The following is a 14,996-nucleotide window of genomic DNA, read 5'->3' on the forward strand; positions in this document are numbered from 1 at the left end:
CCGCTGGACCGGATTAAATAGTGATGGCAAGATTTCCGCGGCGCTGGTGGGTGCGCTTTTTTCAGGGAATATTCTTGCGATGAACAATCCGAAACAGACACTTATGATCGGCCTGATCGCCGTCGCCATTTCCGGCGCGATGATCCTGTTCGGGTCTGACGGTGCCAGCCCCGCATTGCGGGCGTTGCAATATCTGTTCTGCGGACTGGGCCTTGTCGGTGTGATCGGGGCGGTGGTGCAACTGTCCCGGCGCTGACGGGGCAGGGCGGCGCATCTGCCCGGTTCGGGCGTTGCGCCGCCGGATTCGGCCGGGGCGATGTTGCGGGGGCTTTACATCGCGTCGCTTTTGCCATTCAAAGCGTCGCAAGGCGACTCTGTTCTTCCCACGCGAAGGCCGGGCGTTGCGTGCAGGGGCTGCTGTCATTACCTAGGCGCAAACGATCAAGGACCGGAACCCATGTCGATGCCCTCGGAAATGCTCAAGACCTTCCTCAAGCCGATGCACCCGGAGGGCTATAAATTCGTCGCGGCCTTTGCCGTGGTGACGCTGGTGCTGTTCTGGATCTGGGAACCGCTTGGCTGGATCGGCACGGGCCTGACTGTCTGGTGCTACTATTTCTTCCGCGACCCCAAACGCGCCGTGCCGCAGGGCGAGGGGCTGATGGTCTCGCCCGCCGATGGCATGGTCTCGCTGATCGAACGCGCCGTGCCGCCGCCGGAACTGGGCATGGGCGATGCGCCGATGCTGCGTGTCTCGGTCTTCATGTCGGTGTTCAACTGCCATGTGAACCGTGCCCCGGTCGCGGGCCGTCTGGTGAAGATGGCCTATCGGCCCGGCAAATTTCTCAATGCCTCGCTCGACAAGGCCAGCGAAGATAACGAGCGCAATTCGCTGTGCCTTGAACTGGCCGATGGCCGCCGCATCGCGGTGGTGCAGATCGCCGGGCTGGTTGCCCGCCGCATCGTGCCCTTCGTCAGCGAGGGGCAGGGCCTGAAGACCGGAGAGCGTTTCGGGCTGATCCGCTTTGGCAGCCGGGTCGATACCTATCTGCCGGAGGGCGTGGTGCCTCTGGTGACACTGGGCCAGACCTGCGTTGCGGGCGAAACGGTGATTGCGGAACTGGGCCGCGACCTGCCGCAGCGCCTTGCGAAGATGGTGTAGGCCATGGCCAGCCCGCGCCGCCTGTCCATTGCCGGGCTTTTGCCCAACATGCTGACCGTCGGGGCACTTTGTGCCGGGGTCACGGCCATCCGCTTCGCGATCGAGGGCTGGTATCGCACCGCCTTGCTGCTGATCCTGCTGGCGGCGGTGCTGGATGGGCTTGACGGGCGCGTGGCGCGATTGCTGCGCAGTGAAAGCCAGATCGGTGCCGAACTCGACAGTCTGTGCGATTTCGTGAATTTCGGCGTGGCGCCGGGGCTGATCCTCTGGCTCTGGGCGCTTCAGGACATGAAATCGGCAGGCTGGATCGCGGTGCTGATCTATGTGGTATCCTGCCTTCTGCGGTTGGCGCGCTTCAACCTTGGCAATCGCGCGATTGACAAGGCGGCCGAGAAATCCGGCTTCCAAGGCGTGCCTTCACCTGCCGGTGCCATGCTGGCCTTCCTGCCGATGTTTGCGGCCTTTTCTTTCGGTGGCACCGGACAAAGCCTGCCGGGCGGGGTGGTGGCGGTCTACATGGCCTTGGTCGGCGCGGCGATGATCGGGCGCTTCCCGACGCCCTCCTTCAAGAAAGTCACCTTCGAGGCGCAATATGTGCGCTATGTCGTCGTGGGGTTCGCCGGTCTGCTGGCAGCCCTGCTGGCCTACCCTTGGGCGACGCTGGTGGCACTGGATCTCGTCTATATCGCCGTGGTGGTGGTCAGCCTGTTCCGCCGCCCGTCCGACCCCGAACCGCTGGAGGAGCCGACGGATGGAGCTTGAAGCCATCGCAAAATCCTATGCCCGCTGGGCGCCGGTCTATGACCGCACCTTCGGCGCCATGACCAATGCGGGTCGCCGCCGCGCCACCGGCTTTGCCAATGCCGTCGGCGGCGAGGTGCTGGAGGTGGGGGTGGGCACCGGCCTTGCCCTGCCGTTCTATGCGCCGCATCTGGCGGTGACGGGGGTGGATTTTTCGGAGGCGATGCTGGCCAAGGCGCGGTCGAAAGTGGCCGAACAGCACCTGACCCAGGTGCGCAGCCTGCGCCAGATGGATGCACGCGAACTGGATTTCCCGGATGCCAGCTTCGATACGGTCTGCGCCATGCACATCATGTCGGTCGTGCCGGAACCGGAACGTGTTCTGGCCGAGATGGCGCGCGTCTGCCGTCCCGGCGGCCATGTGCTGATCACCAACCATTTCGCGGCAGAAGGCAAGGGCGCCATGGCGCGGTTCGAGCGGCTGTTCGCGCCGCTGTCGGACCTGCTGGGCTGGCACAGCGATTTCGCCCGTGCCCGCGTGCTGGGCGATCCGCGTCTGGACCTTGTCGAGGAAGACGGCCTGCCGCCGCTTGGCCTGATGACCTATCTGCGCCTGCGCCGCCGCTGATCCTGTCGCGGGCGTTGTCCCGCGGCGGCCCTGCCTTTATGATGTTAGCGAAAACATCGAAAGGGCAGGGCAATGGCGATCACCCGCTGGGGCATTCTGGGCGCGGCGAAATTCGCGCGCGAACATATGGGGCCGGCGATCCACGCCGCCCGCAATGCGGAACTGGTGGCGCTGGCCAGCAGCTCGGCCGACCGGGCCGCACCTTTTGCCGCTTTCGCGCCGGGCTTGCGCCTGCATGACAGCTATGAGGCGCTGCTGGCCGATCCGGGCATTGATGCGGTTTATATCCCGCTGCCCAATCACCTGCATCTGGAGTGGACCCTGCGCGCCATCGCGGCGGGCAAACATGTGCTGACCGAAAAGCCGATGGCGATGCGGGCGGGCGAGTTCGACCGGCTGATCGCAGCGCGCGATGCGTCAGGGCTCTTGGTCGCCGAGGCCTATATGATCGTTCATCACCCGCAATGGCAGAAGGTCCGTGCCCTGATCGCCGAAGGGGCCATCGGCCGGATCGACCATGTCGATACCGCCTTCAGTTATGACAACCGCGCCGATCCCGGCAATATCCGCAACCGCCCGGAAACCGGCGGTGGCGGCTTGCGTGACATCGGCGTCTATACGTTCGGCTCGACCCGCTTTGCCACTGGGGCAGAGCCTGTTGCGCTGAGCGCACGGGTAAAGCTGGAAAACGGCGTCGATACATGGGCGCAGGTGGTGGGAGAAATGGAGGGGCCGACAGGCCGCTTCACCTGGTCCTCCATCACCTCGATGCGGCTGTTTCCCCGGCAGGAAGTGGTGTTTCAGGGTGAAACCGGCCTGATCCGCGTCACCGCGCCTTTCAATGCCGGGCTGTTCGGCGAAGCGCAGGTGGAATTGCACCGCAGCGGCAACAGCAGCGAATGCTGGCGCTTCCCTGCCGTAAACCAGTATGTGCTGCAGGTGGAGGCTTTCGGCCGCAGTCTGCAAGAAGGCGTGCCCTACGCCTGTCCGCTGGAATTCTCGCGCGGGACGCAGGCAATGATCGATCAGGTCTTTGCGGTGGCCACAGAAATCTGACCGCGCAGGGGGCTTTCCGCCCCCTCTTGCCTGCGGCAATTCACCCCCGAGGATATTTTTACCAAGATAAAAGCAGGCCCGTTTTCCCTTGGTGCCGCTATCCTCGGGGGGCAAAGACCCCTGAGGCATCAGCCCATGGTGACCACGATCTTTCCGGTGGATTTGCGCTCGCGCAGGCTGGCCAGCGCCTCGGGCAGTTGTTCCATCGGGAAGCACTGGCTGACATGGGGATGCAACTCTCCGGCCGCGATCCAGCCCGCCAGCGTGGCGAGGCTCGTTGTCAGCACCTCGGGGCGGAAGCGCAGGTAGCCGCCCCAGTAAAGACCCATGACACTGAGGTTCTTCACCAGCAACAGGTTGGCGGGCACCTGCGGCACCTCGCCCCCGGCAAAGCCGATGGCCAGCAGGCGCCCTTCGGGGCGGGTGGCGCGCAGGGCCTCCATGAAGGCGGGGCCGCCAACGCTGTCATAGACCACATCCACACCGCCCAGATCCTTCAGCCGGTCGCGCAGGCCCGGCGCATCGCTGTCGATCACCACATCGGCGCCTGCCTGCGCCGCTACGTCGCATTTTGCCGTGCCTCTGGCAGAGGCGATGACCCGCGCGCCCATGCGCTTGCCGATTTCCACCGCCGTCAGGCCGACACCCCCCGCCGCGCCGGTGACGAACAGGGTTTCACCGGGCTGGAGACGTGCCTTGTGGTCCAGCGCCAGATGCGAGGTGCCATAGGCGATCTGGAATGCGGCGCCGGTCACGGCATCCATCCCGTCGGGTAGACGAAGGCAGCGGCTGGCGGGAGTGAGCGTATACTCCGCCAGCCCGCCAAGGCCGCAGAAAGCCGCCACGCGGTCGCCGGGGGTGAAGCCGGTCACATTGCTGCCGGCCTCTGCCACCTCGCCCGCGATTTCCATGCCCAATGTGCAGGGCAGGGCGGGCTTTTCCTGATAGCGGCCCTCGATCGTCAGGAGATCGGCGAAATTCAGCCCGCAAGCCGACGTGCGGATCAGCACCTCGTCCGGGCCCGGCACGGGACGCGAGAGGGTTTCGAGTTGCGGCGGGCTGCCGGTTTCGTGAAGGCGCCATGCGCGCATCGGTCTGTTCCTGTGCTGTGCCTGTTGCGACCGGACCCTAGCGCGGATGATTCCTTCTTCCAAGGTGGCGGAGGGTCTTGAGGTGTCTGTCGCGCAATAATCTTGCGTGCCTGTGGCCCAAGGCTGTTTCGCCAGTCAAAACAGGCCGGAAATTCGCAGGAAACCTATCCAAACGTATAGCAATTCATATACAAAAGACGAGATTTGTGATCATAACCGTGGTAGAAAAATTTCATATCTTCGCGTAAGGTCTGCAATCATACCGCGAAGGGTGCACCCGGAAAACGCGGGTTTGTAATTGCTAGGGGAGTATGAAGATGAAGCATCCCGTGGACGCGCATGTTGGTAAGCGCATCCGTCACCGCCGGTGGATGGTCGGTATGACGCAACAACAACTGGCAGAGCGGGTTGGCATCAAGTTCCAGCAAATCCAGAAATATGAAACCGGCATGAACCGTGTCAGCGCCTCGCGTTTGTGGGACATTGCCGAAACGCTGGGCGTGAACATCAGCTTCTTCTTCGAAGGTATCGACGAGGCGCGCGAGTCGCCGACCCCGGTCGAAGGCGATATCCTGGCCGACAAGGAGGCGCTTGAACTGGTGCGCTCCTATTACGCGATCCCCGAGGCACAGCGCCGTCGGCTCTTCGATCTGGCCCGCGTGCTGAGCGACGCTGCCTGACTGCACCCTGATCGCTGATCAAGACGGACGCCCCGCTTGCGGGGCGTTTTGTGTTGCAGCGGCTTGACCGGGCGGGGGCTGCGCGATAGCGCCTTGGCAGCCACGGCAGGAGAGCGACGATGACCGATATGTCCCCCGATCTTTCGGCCGAACTGATTTCGGTCGCGCATGAAATGGCCGAGGCCGCGCGCCATGCCATCCTGCCGCATTTCCGTAGTCTGGGGCTGACGGCGGACAGCAAGGAAACCGTGCGATTTGATCCGGTTACGGTGGCAGACCGGGCGGCCGAAGGGGCAATGCGCGCGGTTCTGGCGCATCGGCGGCCGCAGGATGCCATTCTGGGCGAGGAGATGGGCCGTCAGGCGGGCAGCAGCGGGTTGACCTGGGTTCTGGACCCTATTGATGGCACCCGTGCCTTTCTGGCGGGCATGCCGACATGGGGTGTGCTGATTGCCGTGGCGGACGAGGGGATGCGGCCGCTTTATGGCATGATCGACCAGCCCTATATCGGGGAACGCTTTGAAGGCGGCCTTGGTCTGGCGCGGATGCAGGGCCCGCTGGGGCCCCGCACGCTTGCAGCGCGCGGGGCACGGTCGCTGGATCAGTGTATCGTGATGTCAACCTTCCCCGAGGTGGGCAGCGCCGAGGAAGGCGCGGCGTTCCACCGGCTTGCGGCGCGCTGCCGTCTGACGCGCTATGGTGCGGATTGCTATGCCTACGCCCTGCTGGCAGCCGGGCATATCGACCTTGTGGTCGAAGCGGGCTTGCAGGCCTATGATGTGCAGGCCCCGATCGCGGTGATTGAGGCCGCTGGCGGTGTCGTGACCAGTTGGACCGGCGCGCGGGCCGACACAGGCGGGCGCTTGCTGGCGGCCTCCTGCCCGGAGGTGCATGCGGCGGCGCTGGCGCTGCTGAACGGCTGACGGCGGCTTGCCCCGGCAGGCCGATCCGGGTTAGGCTTGGTGTGACGTGGCGAGTCCTTCCCCCCTTCTGTCGCGCGTCCGGGGTTTTACCGAAGGGGCGCTGAAGGGGGCGCCACCATGTCTGAAATTCTTGTTCGCAATGCCGATGTCCTTGTGACCATGGACGGCAGCCGCCGCGAGATTGCCGGGGGCGATCTGCTGATGCGTGACGGCGCGATCATCGCTGTTGGGCAGGGGCTGACCACCTCGGGCACCGTGGTCGAGGCGCGCGGTTGTGTGGTGACGCCCGGTCTGGTGAACACGCATCACCACCTTTACCAGACGCTGACACGGGTGGTGCCGGGCGGGCAAGATGCGCTGCTGTTCGGCTGGCTGAAGACGCTGTACCCGATCTGGGCGCGCTTCGGGCCGGAGGAGATGTTCGTCTCTGCCCAGATCGGGCTGGCGGAACTGGCGCTTTCAGGTTGCACGCTGACCTCGGATCACCTGTATCTTTACCCCAACGGCGCGCGGCTGGATGACACGATTGCCGCCGCGCGCGAGGTGGGGCTGCGCTTTCATCCCACGCGCGGCGCCATGAGCATCGGCGAAAGTGCGGGCGGCCTGCCGCCGGACAGTCTGGTGGAACGCGAGGCCGCAATTCTGGAAGACAGCATCCGCGTCGTCGATGCTTTCCACGATCCACGCGACGGCGCGATGGTGCGGGTGGGGCTGGCGCCCTGTTCGCCGTTCTCGGTCAGCCGCGATCTGATGCGCGAGGCGGCGCTGCTGGCGCGCGACAAAGGCGTGATGCTGCACACCCATCTGGCCGAGAATGACGAGGATATCGCCTATAGCCTTGCACAATTCGGTTGCCGCCCCGGCCAATATGCCGAGGATCTGGGCTGGACCGGCCCGGATGTCTGGCACGCGCATTGTGTGAAGCTGGACGGGGCCGAGATCGGGCTGTTTGCCCGCAGCGCGACCGGCGTCGCGCATTGTCCCTGTTCCAACTGCCGTCTGGGCAGCGGCATCGCGCCGGTGCGGGCGATGCGGGATGCGGGCGTCAAGGTGGGGCTGGGCGTCGATGGCTCTGCCTCGAATGATGCGGGCAATCTGGTGGCCGAGGCGCGGCAGGCGCTGTTGTTGCAGCGGGTTGCACACGGGGCCGATGCGATGGGCGCGCGCGAGGCGCTGGAGATTGCCACGCTGGGCGGCGCAAAGGTGCTGGGGCGCGGCGATTGCGGCTCGCTTGAACCCGGCAAACGCGCCGATCTGGCGATCTGGGACATGCGCGGGATCGAGGCGGCAGGGGCATGGGACCCGGTGGCGGCGCTGATGCTCTGCGGTCCGACGCGGGTGCGCGACCTGTTCGTCGAGGGGCGGCAGGTGGTGCGCGAGGGCCAGATGGCGACGCTGGACCTGCCGCTGGCCATTGAGCGGCAGAACCGCTTGGCGCGGCGTCTGGCCGGGCTGTGAGCGAAGCCGCTTGCGGGTCGCCGCGCCCTGAGGCATCACCGGGAAAAGCGGAGGGTTCCATGCGCCACGATTACAAATCCCAGAAGGCCGAAACCTTTGAAAGCTTCGAGGCTTTCGCGGCGGATGCGCCGGCCGAGGCGGTCATCACCTATCAGTTCTATCCCGAGGATGTGGACGCGAACTGGGACGGCGTGCAGAAAGCCTTGGAGGCCAAGGGGTTCCGCACGAACCGCGATGACGAGGACGAGTTGCTGGACGCGCTGGTCGGCCCGGTGAAGATTGACGCCGAGACGATCTGGAAGTTTGAGAAGCTGGCCACCGAAATCGCGCTGGAATTCGATTTCACCCCGGATGGCTGGGGCTTGCTGGAAGAATGAAGGCAGGGGGCTGTCTGCCCCTTCGCCCCTGCGGGGCTCACCCCCGAGGATAATTGGGAACAGATGAAAGCTCAGCCACGCGGCGTGCCGCCAATCCAGACGGCACGGATGGCACGATCATCGCCCAGCATGATGGTGGGGAACAGCGCCTGCCAGATCGTTTCGGCACGGGTTGTGGCCTGCGCGATGGCGGGGGTGGAGCCGAGGTCGATCACCACGAGATCCGCCTCCATCCCCGGCGCGATATTGCCGATGCGGTCATCGGCCAGCAGGCTCCGGGCGGAACCTTGGGTGGCGAGCCACCAGAGTTCCGCCGGATGCAGGGCGCGGCCGCGCAACTGCCCGATCTCGTAGGCCGCCGCCATGGTGCGCAGCATGGAAAAGGACGACCCGCCGCCGGTATCGGTGGCAAGGCCGATGCGGTGACCCGCCGCCTTCAGCCCGCCCATGTCGAACAGGCCCGAGCCGATGAAGGTGTTCGAGGTCGGGCAATGGATCAGGCTCGCATCCACCTCGGCCAGCCGGGCTTTCTCGCGCGGCTCCAGATGGATGGCATGGCCGTAAAGCCCGCCCCGGCCCAGCAGGCCATGCGCCTCGTAGGTATCAAGGTAGTCGCGGGCATTGGGGTAAAGCCCCTTTACCCAGTCGATTTCGTCCAGTTGCTCGCTGAGATGCGTCTGCATCAGGCAGGACGGGTTGGCGGCCCAGAGCCCCCCCAGCGCCTCAAGCTGTTCGGGGGTCGAGGTGGGTGAAAAGCGCGGCGTGATGACATAGGACAGCCGGTCCACCCCGTGCCATTTCGCCAAGAGGGCTGCACTGTCATCATGCGCCGATTGTGCGGTATCGCGCAGGCCTTCGGGGGCGTTGCGATCCATGCAGGTCTTGCCCGCCCAGATCCGCTGGCCGCGCGCCTGAGCCTCTGACATCAGCGCATCGACGGAAGCCGGATGGATGGAGCAATAGGAACAGACCGAGGTCGTGCCATTGGCCAGCGTCAGATCAAGATACCGGGCCGCGACTTCGGCCGCATAGGCAGGATCGGCAAAGCGCATCTCCTCGGGGAAAGTATAGCTGTTCAGCCAGTCGATCAGCCGCTTGCCCCAGCTGGCGATGATGGCGGTCTGCGGGTAATGCGCATGGGCGTCGATGAACCCGGCCGAAATCAGGTCGCGCCCGTAATCGGTGACGCGCGCTTGCGGCCAGTTGCGGCGCAGTGCATCCGCAGCACCCACGGCAGCGATGCGCCCGGCTTCGATCACCAGTGCCTCGTCCAGCCGCGCGGCCTCTGGCCCCGCCTCGAACGGATCGGCGGCAAAGCTCAGCACCTGTCCCAGCAGCAGTTCGGTCATCTCGGGCCTCCTGTTCAGCCGGATCAGCCTAAAGTCTTTCCGCCCGCAGGTAAATTTCCGCCACCACCCTGTTTCTTTGAAACAGCTTATCATAAGGTCACGGCAATCGACGTGGAGGCATGATGGCGGAAAACGAGGCGACCCCGGTGGAGGACGAGGAAGAGCTGGACACCCGGCGCGTCTCGGCGATTCTTGAGGCGGTGGAAGCCGAAGATGCCGCACGCCTGCGCGATCTGGTCGATCCGCTGCACGCTGCCGACATCGCCGACCTACTGGAACAGATCGGCCCCTCGGCCCGGCGCGATTTTCTGCATCTCTATTCGCCCGAGATCGACGGCGACATCCTCTCGGAACTGGACGAATCGATCCGCGAAGAGGTGATCGAGGCGCTGCCGAAAGAGGTTCTGGCCGAGGCGGTCCGTGAGCTGGAAACCGACGATGTCGTTGACATCCTTGAGGATCTGGAGGAGCCGCAGCAAGCCATCATCCTCAGCGCGCTGGCCGCTTCCGACCGTGTGGCAGTCGAACAGGCGATGGCCTACCCGGAGTATTCCGCCGGCCGCCTGATGCAGCGCGAGGTGGTGGTGGCGCCAGAACACTGGACGGTGGGCGAAACCATCGACCATTTGCGCAGCGCCGAATGGCTGCCTGACCAGTTCTACCACGTCATTCTGGTGAACCCGCGGATGAACCCGTTGGGCTATGTCACGCTGGGCCGCATGCTGGCCTCGCGGCGCGACGTGCGGCTGCGCGACATTGCCGAAGACAGTTTCCGCACCATCGAGGCCACCGAGGAAGAAGCCGAAGTCGCTTATATCTTCAACCAGTATCACCTGATTTCCTGCCCGGTGGTGGACGAAAACGACCGTCTGGTCGGCGTCATCACCATCGACGACGCGATGAACGTGCTGGATGAGGAACACGAGGAAGACATGCTGCGCCTCGCAGGTGTGGGCGATGAAAGCTCGATCTCGGACGGGGTGCTGGATACGGTGAAAAGCCGCATCCCGTGGCTGCTGGTCAATCTTGTCACTGCCAATATCGCCGCCGGGGTGATCTCGCTGTTCGAGGGCACGATTTCGGCGCTGGTGGCGCTGGCGGCGCTGATGCCGATCGTCGCCTCGATGGGCGGCAATGCGGGGACTCAATCTCTGACCGTGGCGGTGCGGGCACTGGCGACGCGCGACCTGACCGGATCAAACGCGCTGCGGGTGGTCCGACGTGAGGCGGGGGTGGGCCTGATCAATGGCGTGGTCTTTGCGCTGATCATGGGCGGAGTGGCCTGGGCTTTGTTTGGGACGCCCCTGTTGGGCGCGGTGATCGGGGCGGCGCTGATCGTCAATCTGCTGGTCGCGGCGCTCGCGGGCGTCATCGTGCCGCTTTTGCTGCACCGTCTGGGGCTTGATCCGGCTCTATCATCGGGAACATTCGTGACCACGATGACCGATGTGATCGGCTTCTTCGCCTTCCTCGGCCTCGCAACCCTGGTGCTGCTGTGACGATCACCGAAATCAAGACTGAGGCACGGGCGGCGGCCTTCGCCGCGCGCAAACTGGCCCATGCCGCAGGGCAGGGTGGCGCGGCTGAGCTTTTGGCCGATGTGTTGGCGTCCCATGCCGGGAAACCACTGGCGGGCTATATGGCGATGCGGACCGAGATCGACCCCGCCCCGGCGATGGCCGCCCATACTGGCCCGGTTGGCGTTCCGGTCATTATGGGCAAGGGACAGCCGTTGCGCTTCCGCGCCTGGTATCCGGGCTGCGCGCTGGTGCCGGGCGAGTTTGGCGCGATGATCCCCGCGACGGGTGACTGGATCGAACCCGAGGTGCTGATCGTGCCGCTGGTCGGCTGGGACCGGCGCGGCTATCGTCTGGGCTATGGCGGCGGCTTCTACGACCGCACGCTGGAGGGGCTGCGCGCCAAACGCCCGACACTGGCCATCGGCTTTGCCTTCGACGCACAGGAACTGCCCGAAGTGCCGATCGAGCCGACCGATCAGCGGCTGGATATCATCGTGACTGAATCCGGGGTGCTGCGGTTCACCTGACCACAGGCTGCGCGCGCGGCACAGTCGGAATTTGAGTATTTTTGCAAGAAGCAAGCACAAGGGGAGAGAGCCGTTCTCCGCCCCCTTGTGCCTTTGCCTCTTGCTTCTTGTCCAAATACTCGAACAAGCCCACCACTGCGCATTCGCAGGGTTACTTGGCGATCTTTTCGTCGCGCACGAACATGTTCGCCCAGGCGCGGTCGATCAGGTCGGGGGTCATCTGGTAGGGGATGCCCTCGAACTCGCAGATCGCGATCATCTGGTCGATCAGGAACACCGGCTGGTAATTGGCGAAATTCATCTCGATGGTCGGGTATTTCACCTTCAGAAGGTGGATCAGCGCCTTTTCGTCCAGCGGCATCTTCTTCTTGCGGGCGACCATGGCAAAGATCTTCAGGAAGTTTTCCTGGTTCGGGCCGTCGATCTTGATCTTGAAGAAAATCCGGCGCAGGGCGGCACCGTCGAAGATCTCGTTCGGGTGAAAGTTGGTGGAAAAGATCACCAGCGTATCGAAAGGCACGGTGAACTTTTCGCCCGATTGCAGTTGCAGGATGTCGCGGCTTTCTTCCAGCGGCACGATCCAGCGGTTGACGAGCTTCTGGGGTGGTTCCGACTGGCGGCCAAGGTCATCGACGATGAAGATGCCGCCATTCGATTTCATCTGAAGCGGCGCCTGATAGGTGCGGGCGACCGGGTTATAGGTGAGGTCGAGCATGTCGAGCGTCAATTCGCCGCCCGTGATGACCGAGGGACGCTGGCAATAGACATAGCGCTGGTCGAAGCGGTTGGAGGTGCGGCGCAGGCTGTTCGGATCGTCCACCGCCTCTTCGGCGGCGGAATGGACGATCGGGTCATAGACGGTGATAACCTGACCGGAATATTCCACTGCGCGGGGGATATAGATCTTGTCGCCCAGTGCGTCGCGGATACCGTTGGAGATTGAGGATTTGCCGTTGCCGGGCGGCCCATACATCAGGATCGACCGACCCGATCCGACGGCGGGGCCAAGGTTGCCGATCAGGTTTTCCGGCAGGATCAGATGGCCCATGCCGCTCATCAGCTGGTCGCGGGTCAGTTTCATGTTGCGCACCGACTGGCGCTTGACCTGCTGGGAGTAGTTCTCCAGCGGAACCGGCATCGCGCCATAATATTCGGACTGCGCCAGCGCATCCAGCGCACGGGCCTTGCCACCGTCGGTCAGCTGATAGCCCATTTCGTTGCCGCTGGTGGCGTGCAGGGTGCCGGTCGCTTCCAGCAGGCGCTGGCTGCGGGCGAGGTCAATGAGCTCCTGCGTCGCCGGGATTGGCAGGCAGACGATGCGGGCGAGTTCCGACACCAGATTGGCATTCATTCGGAACATCGTCTTCAGCAGGATGTCCCGCATCATCACGACGGACAGCCCGGTTTCGGCCAGTGTTCTGGGCGCGGGGGGGGCGATCACATTGGGCGCGACCTGCACGTTCATGGCTATCCTCGGCATGGCGAATGAGCGCCGGTGACCGGCGCGGGTTTCACCGAGGAAAGCCGATCATTTGGCCAGAAATGGGGCGAGAAGGTAGAAAATCAGCGTCCCTGCGAGGGCGAGGCCCATGGGAAAATCCTTGCGGTTCCAGCTTTCCCAATCGGGCAGGGCGCGGCGCAGCGGGCCGATCAGCCGCGCGATGCGATGGGTGGCGAAAGCGCCCAGCAGGCAGGCCGCGAACAGGGCGAAGATCAGCCGCGGATCGCCCGTGGCAAAGACCGGGGCCATGGCGGCGGCGAATTTCGCATCGCCTGCGCCCACCAGCCCGACGGCATTTGCAATGAAACCCGCCACCAGCACGATGCCCAGCACCGCCCAACCCCAAAGGTAGGTGTTCAGCGGGAAGGCCAGCAGCCCCACCACCGCCCAGACAGCAGCCATCACCATGACGGCCTTGTTGGGGATCTTCATGTATTTCATGTCCGACCATGCCACCCAGACGGCGATGGGCAGGCAGAACGGCAGGAACCACAGCGCGGCTGTCGGGTCGATCATCATGGGCTCAGCCCTCCAGCGCGGCAAGGCTGCGCGCGGCGGCCTCGAAATACTGCGGATGGGTTTCGACCGCATCCTGCAACAGGTTGCGCCCGACCTTCACATCGCCCTGCTTCACGGCCGCGAGGCCGAGCGTATACAGAAGTTCCGCCCGTTCCTTCTGCGTCATCTCGACCACCGGGAGGTCGTATTTGCGCTGGGCGCCGCGCGCCAGGACAAGGTTGTTCTTGGCGGTGAACATGGTCGGATCGTGGGTCAGCGCCTCAAGGAACAGCTTTTCCGCCCCGGCATATTCGCCGCGGGTCAGCTTGGAAAAGCCCCAGTTGTTCAGCACGCTGGCGGGTTTGGTGGTCAGCCCGGCCGCGATTTCATAGAAACTGTCGGCCTTCTTCCATTGCTTCTTGCTGTCGGCGACCATCGCTTCCAGCCGGTAGCGCTCATAAGTTTCGTGGGTCGGCGGGATGAGGTTCAACTGTGCCTCAGCCTGAGACCAGTCATTCGCCCGGATCAGCGCATCGGCATAGCCCACGCGGTCGTCATTGGTGCCCTGACCGGAATTGACCAGCGACGCCCAGACCTTCGCCGCCTCGGCCGGGCGGTTGGCGCGCACCAGCGATTTGGCCAGACCGCGTTTCAGGTCGGGCCGGTCGGGATTCTGTTGCAGGGTATTGGTGAAATAGGTCACCGCCTCGTTCGGATCGCCCACCGTCAGCATGATGTCGCTGAGGTTGCTTTCGTCAATGACGTTCACATCCTTCAACGCCTTCTGGACCTCGGCATCCGAGGTGCCGCGTCCGCAGGCTGCAAGCACAGCCATGCCGCCAAGGCACAGCGCAACGAAGACAGGGTGGCGCATTTCGCGTCCTTTTTACTGCTCGGGTCCGCCCCGCGGGCTAGAGCGACGACAGCAGGACAAATTCGCCCTGACCCCGCCGCACCAGATTGAAGCGGTGCGGTTCTTCTTTCTCGTTCTGCTCAGAATAGATGGAATTCTCGGACATGGCTATCGCGCGTTTCAGATTGTCGCGGATCGAGTCCGTCTTGCCACTGTCCTGCGCGAAAGCCTGCTGGAACACCACGCGGGCCTCGGGCACCTTGCCGCGTTCCATAAGCACGACACCAAGATTGTTCTGGGCGGGCACGAAAGAGGGATCAAGCTCCACCGCGCGGCGCAGAAGTTGTTCTGCCTGACCCAGTCGCCCGAGCGAAAGGTTGGCCGATCCCAGCGCAGACAGGACATCGACGCTCATCCCGTCTTCGGCGGCGGCGCGCAGATAGGCTTTCAGCGCCAGTTCCGGCTCGTTGGCGGCCATCAGCCGGTGGCCAACCAGTAACCCGTCCACGCCCTTTTCGCTACCATCGGCGGCTGGGGGGGCATTCAGGGCAGGGTTCAAAGCAGTCTGGCCGCCCGGTTGACAGGCGGCCAGCACGAAAAGACACATAAGAAGCGCGGGTTTCATTCGGGTC

At 64.2% G+C, this 14,996-nt stretch carries 17 protein-coding genes; 11 read left to right on the forward strand and 6 right to left on the reverse strand.

Translation table 11 applies throughout. From position 1 onward, the window contains the following. Positions 1-79 precede the first annotated feature (79 nt). The 5 genes from D2N39_RS22855 to D2N39_RS09780 all read left to right on the forward strand — a co-directional run bounded on the left by D2N39_RS22855 (position 80) and on the right by D2N39_RS09780 (position 3,587). Positions 80-256, forward strand: coding sequence for a hypothetical protein (locus tag D2N39_RS22855; RefSeq protein ID WP_158589801.1), 177 nt, complete (start codon positions 80-82; stop codon positions 254-256). Positions 257-463: 207 nt separating this feature from the next. Then, positions 464-1,162 carry a phosphatidylserine decarboxylase gene (locus tag D2N39_RS09765; RefSeq protein ID WP_119134693.1) on the forward strand — a complete coding sequence of 233 codons (699 nt, stop codon included), beginning with the start codon at positions 464-466 and terminating at the stop codon, positions 1,160-1,162. Positions 1,163-1,165: 3 nt separating this feature from the next. Then, positions 1,166-1,924 carry a CDP-alcohol phosphatidyltransferase family protein gene (locus D2N39_RS09770; protein WP_119134588.1) on the forward strand — a complete coding sequence of 253 codons (759 nt, stop codon included), beginning with the start codon at positions 1,166-1,168 and terminating at the stop codon, positions 1,922-1,924. After that, a complete protein-coding gene (locus D2N39_RS09775; RefSeq protein ID WP_119134589.1) occupies positions 1,914-2,531 on the forward strand; it encodes a class I SAM-dependent methyltransferase in 618 nt (205 codons plus the stop codon). The genes D2N39_RS09770 and D2N39_RS09775 overlap by 11 nt, the downstream gene beginning before the upstream one ends. A 72-nt stretch (positions 2,532-2,603) precedes the next feature. After that, positions 2,604-3,587 (forward strand): Gfo/Idh/MocA family protein, encoded by a 984-nt coding sequence (locus D2N39_RS09780; protein WP_119134590.1) that lies wholly within the window; start codon positions 2,604-2,606, stop codon positions 3,585-3,587. Positions 3,588-3,715: 128 nt separating this feature from the next. On the opposite strand, the gene D2N39_RS09785 is transcribed toward D2N39_RS09780, so the two are convergent. Next, positions 3,716-4,678 (reverse strand): NADPH:quinone oxidoreductase family protein, encoded by a 963-nt coding sequence (locus D2N39_RS09785; protein ID WP_119134591.1) that lies wholly within the window; start codon positions 4,676-4,678, stop codon positions 3,716-3,718. Between the two features lie 317 nt (positions 4,679-4,995). Here D2N39_RS09785 and D2N39_RS09790 point away from each other — a divergent pair, with 317 nt between their 5' ends. From D2N39_RS09790 to D2N39_RS09805, 4 genes are all read left to right on the forward strand, one after another. Then, on the forward strand, positions 4,996-5,358 hold the full coding sequence (locus D2N39_RS09790) for a helix-turn-helix domain-containing protein (protein WP_119134694.1): 363 nt from the start codon (positions 4,996-4,998) through the stop codon (positions 5,356-5,358). A 119-nt stretch (positions 5,359-5,477) separates the two neighbouring features. After that, positions 5,478-6,281 carry an inositol monophosphatase family protein gene (locus D2N39_RS09795; protein WP_119134592.1) on the forward strand — a complete coding sequence of 268 codons (804 nt, stop codon included), beginning with the start codon at positions 5,478-5,480 and terminating at the stop codon, positions 6,279-6,281. 117 nt (positions 6,282-6,398) lie between these two features. Next, positions 6,399-7,739, forward strand: coding sequence for an 8-oxoguanine deaminase (locus D2N39_RS09800; RefSeq protein WP_119134593.1), 1,341 nt, complete (start codon positions 6,399-6,401; stop codon positions 7,737-7,739). 59 nt (positions 7,740-7,798) lie between these two features. Beyond that, on the forward strand, positions 7,799-8,116 hold the full coding sequence (locus D2N39_RS09805; RefSeq protein WP_119134594.1) for a ribonuclease E inhibitor RraB: 318 nt from the start codon (positions 7,799-7,801) through the stop codon (positions 8,114-8,116). A 71-nt stretch (positions 8,117-8,187) separates the two neighbouring features. On the opposite strand, the gene guaD is transcribed toward D2N39_RS09805, so the two are convergent. Further along, positions 8,188-9,465 carry a guanine deaminase gene (gene guaD / locus D2N39_RS09810; RefSeq protein WP_119134595.1) on the reverse strand — a complete coding sequence of 426 codons (1,278 nt, stop codon included), beginning with the start codon at positions 9,463-9,465 and terminating at the stop codon, positions 8,188-8,190. Between the two features lie 122 nt (positions 9,466-9,587). Here guaD and mgtE point away from each other — a divergent pair, with 122 nt between their 5' ends. Both mgtE and D2N39_RS09820 read left to right on the forward strand, forming a co-directional pair. Next, positions 9,588-10,964 (forward strand): magnesium transporter, encoded by a 1,377-nt coding sequence (gene mgtE, locus D2N39_RS09815; RefSeq protein WP_119134695.1) that lies wholly within the window; start codon positions 9,588-9,590, stop codon positions 10,962-10,964. Further along, positions 10,961-11,512, forward strand: coding sequence for a 5-formyltetrahydrofolate cyclo-ligase (locus D2N39_RS09820; RefSeq protein WP_119134596.1), 552 nt, complete (start codon positions 10,961-10,963; stop codon positions 11,510-11,512). The genes mgtE and D2N39_RS09820 overlap by 4 nt, the downstream gene beginning before the upstream one ends. A gap of 151 nt (positions 11,513-11,663) precedes the next feature. On the opposite strand, the gene D2N39_RS09825 is transcribed toward D2N39_RS09820, so the two are convergent. The 4 genes from D2N39_RS09825 to D2N39_RS09840 all read right to left on the reverse strand — a co-directional run bounded on the left by D2N39_RS09825 (position 11,664) and on the right by D2N39_RS09840 (position 14,989). Continuing rightward, positions 11,664-12,977 carry a P-loop NTPase family protein gene (locus D2N39_RS09825; protein ID WP_119134597.1) on the reverse strand — a complete coding sequence of 438 codons (1,314 nt, stop codon included), beginning with the start codon at positions 12,975-12,977 and terminating at the stop codon, positions 11,664-11,666. Between the two features lie 63 nt (positions 12,978-13,040). Continuing rightward, positions 13,041-13,532 (reverse strand): A24 family peptidase, encoded by a 492-nt coding sequence (locus D2N39_RS09830; protein WP_119134598.1) that lies wholly within the window; start codon positions 13,530-13,532, stop codon positions 13,041-13,043. 4 nt (positions 13,533-13,536) lie between these two features. Continuing rightward, complete coding sequence (locus D2N39_RS09835; protein ID WP_119134599.1) at positions 13,537-14,385, reverse strand: tetratricopeptide repeat protein; 849 nt, start codon at positions 14,383-14,385, stop codon at positions 13,537-13,539. 37 nt (positions 14,386-14,422) lie between these two features. Next, entirely contained in the window at positions 14,423-14,989 is a 567-nt protein-coding gene (locus D2N39_RS09840) for a tetratricopeptide repeat protein (RefSeq protein WP_119134600.1), read from the reverse strand. Positions 14,990-14,996 lie beyond the last annotated feature (7 nt).

It is taken from the genome of Gemmobacter lutimaris, assembly GCF_003570715.1.
In the GTDB taxonomy this organism is placed as follows: domain Bacteria; phylum Pseudomonadota; class Alphaproteobacteria; order Rhodobacterales; family Rhodobacteraceae; genus Gemmobacter; species Gemmobacter lutimaris.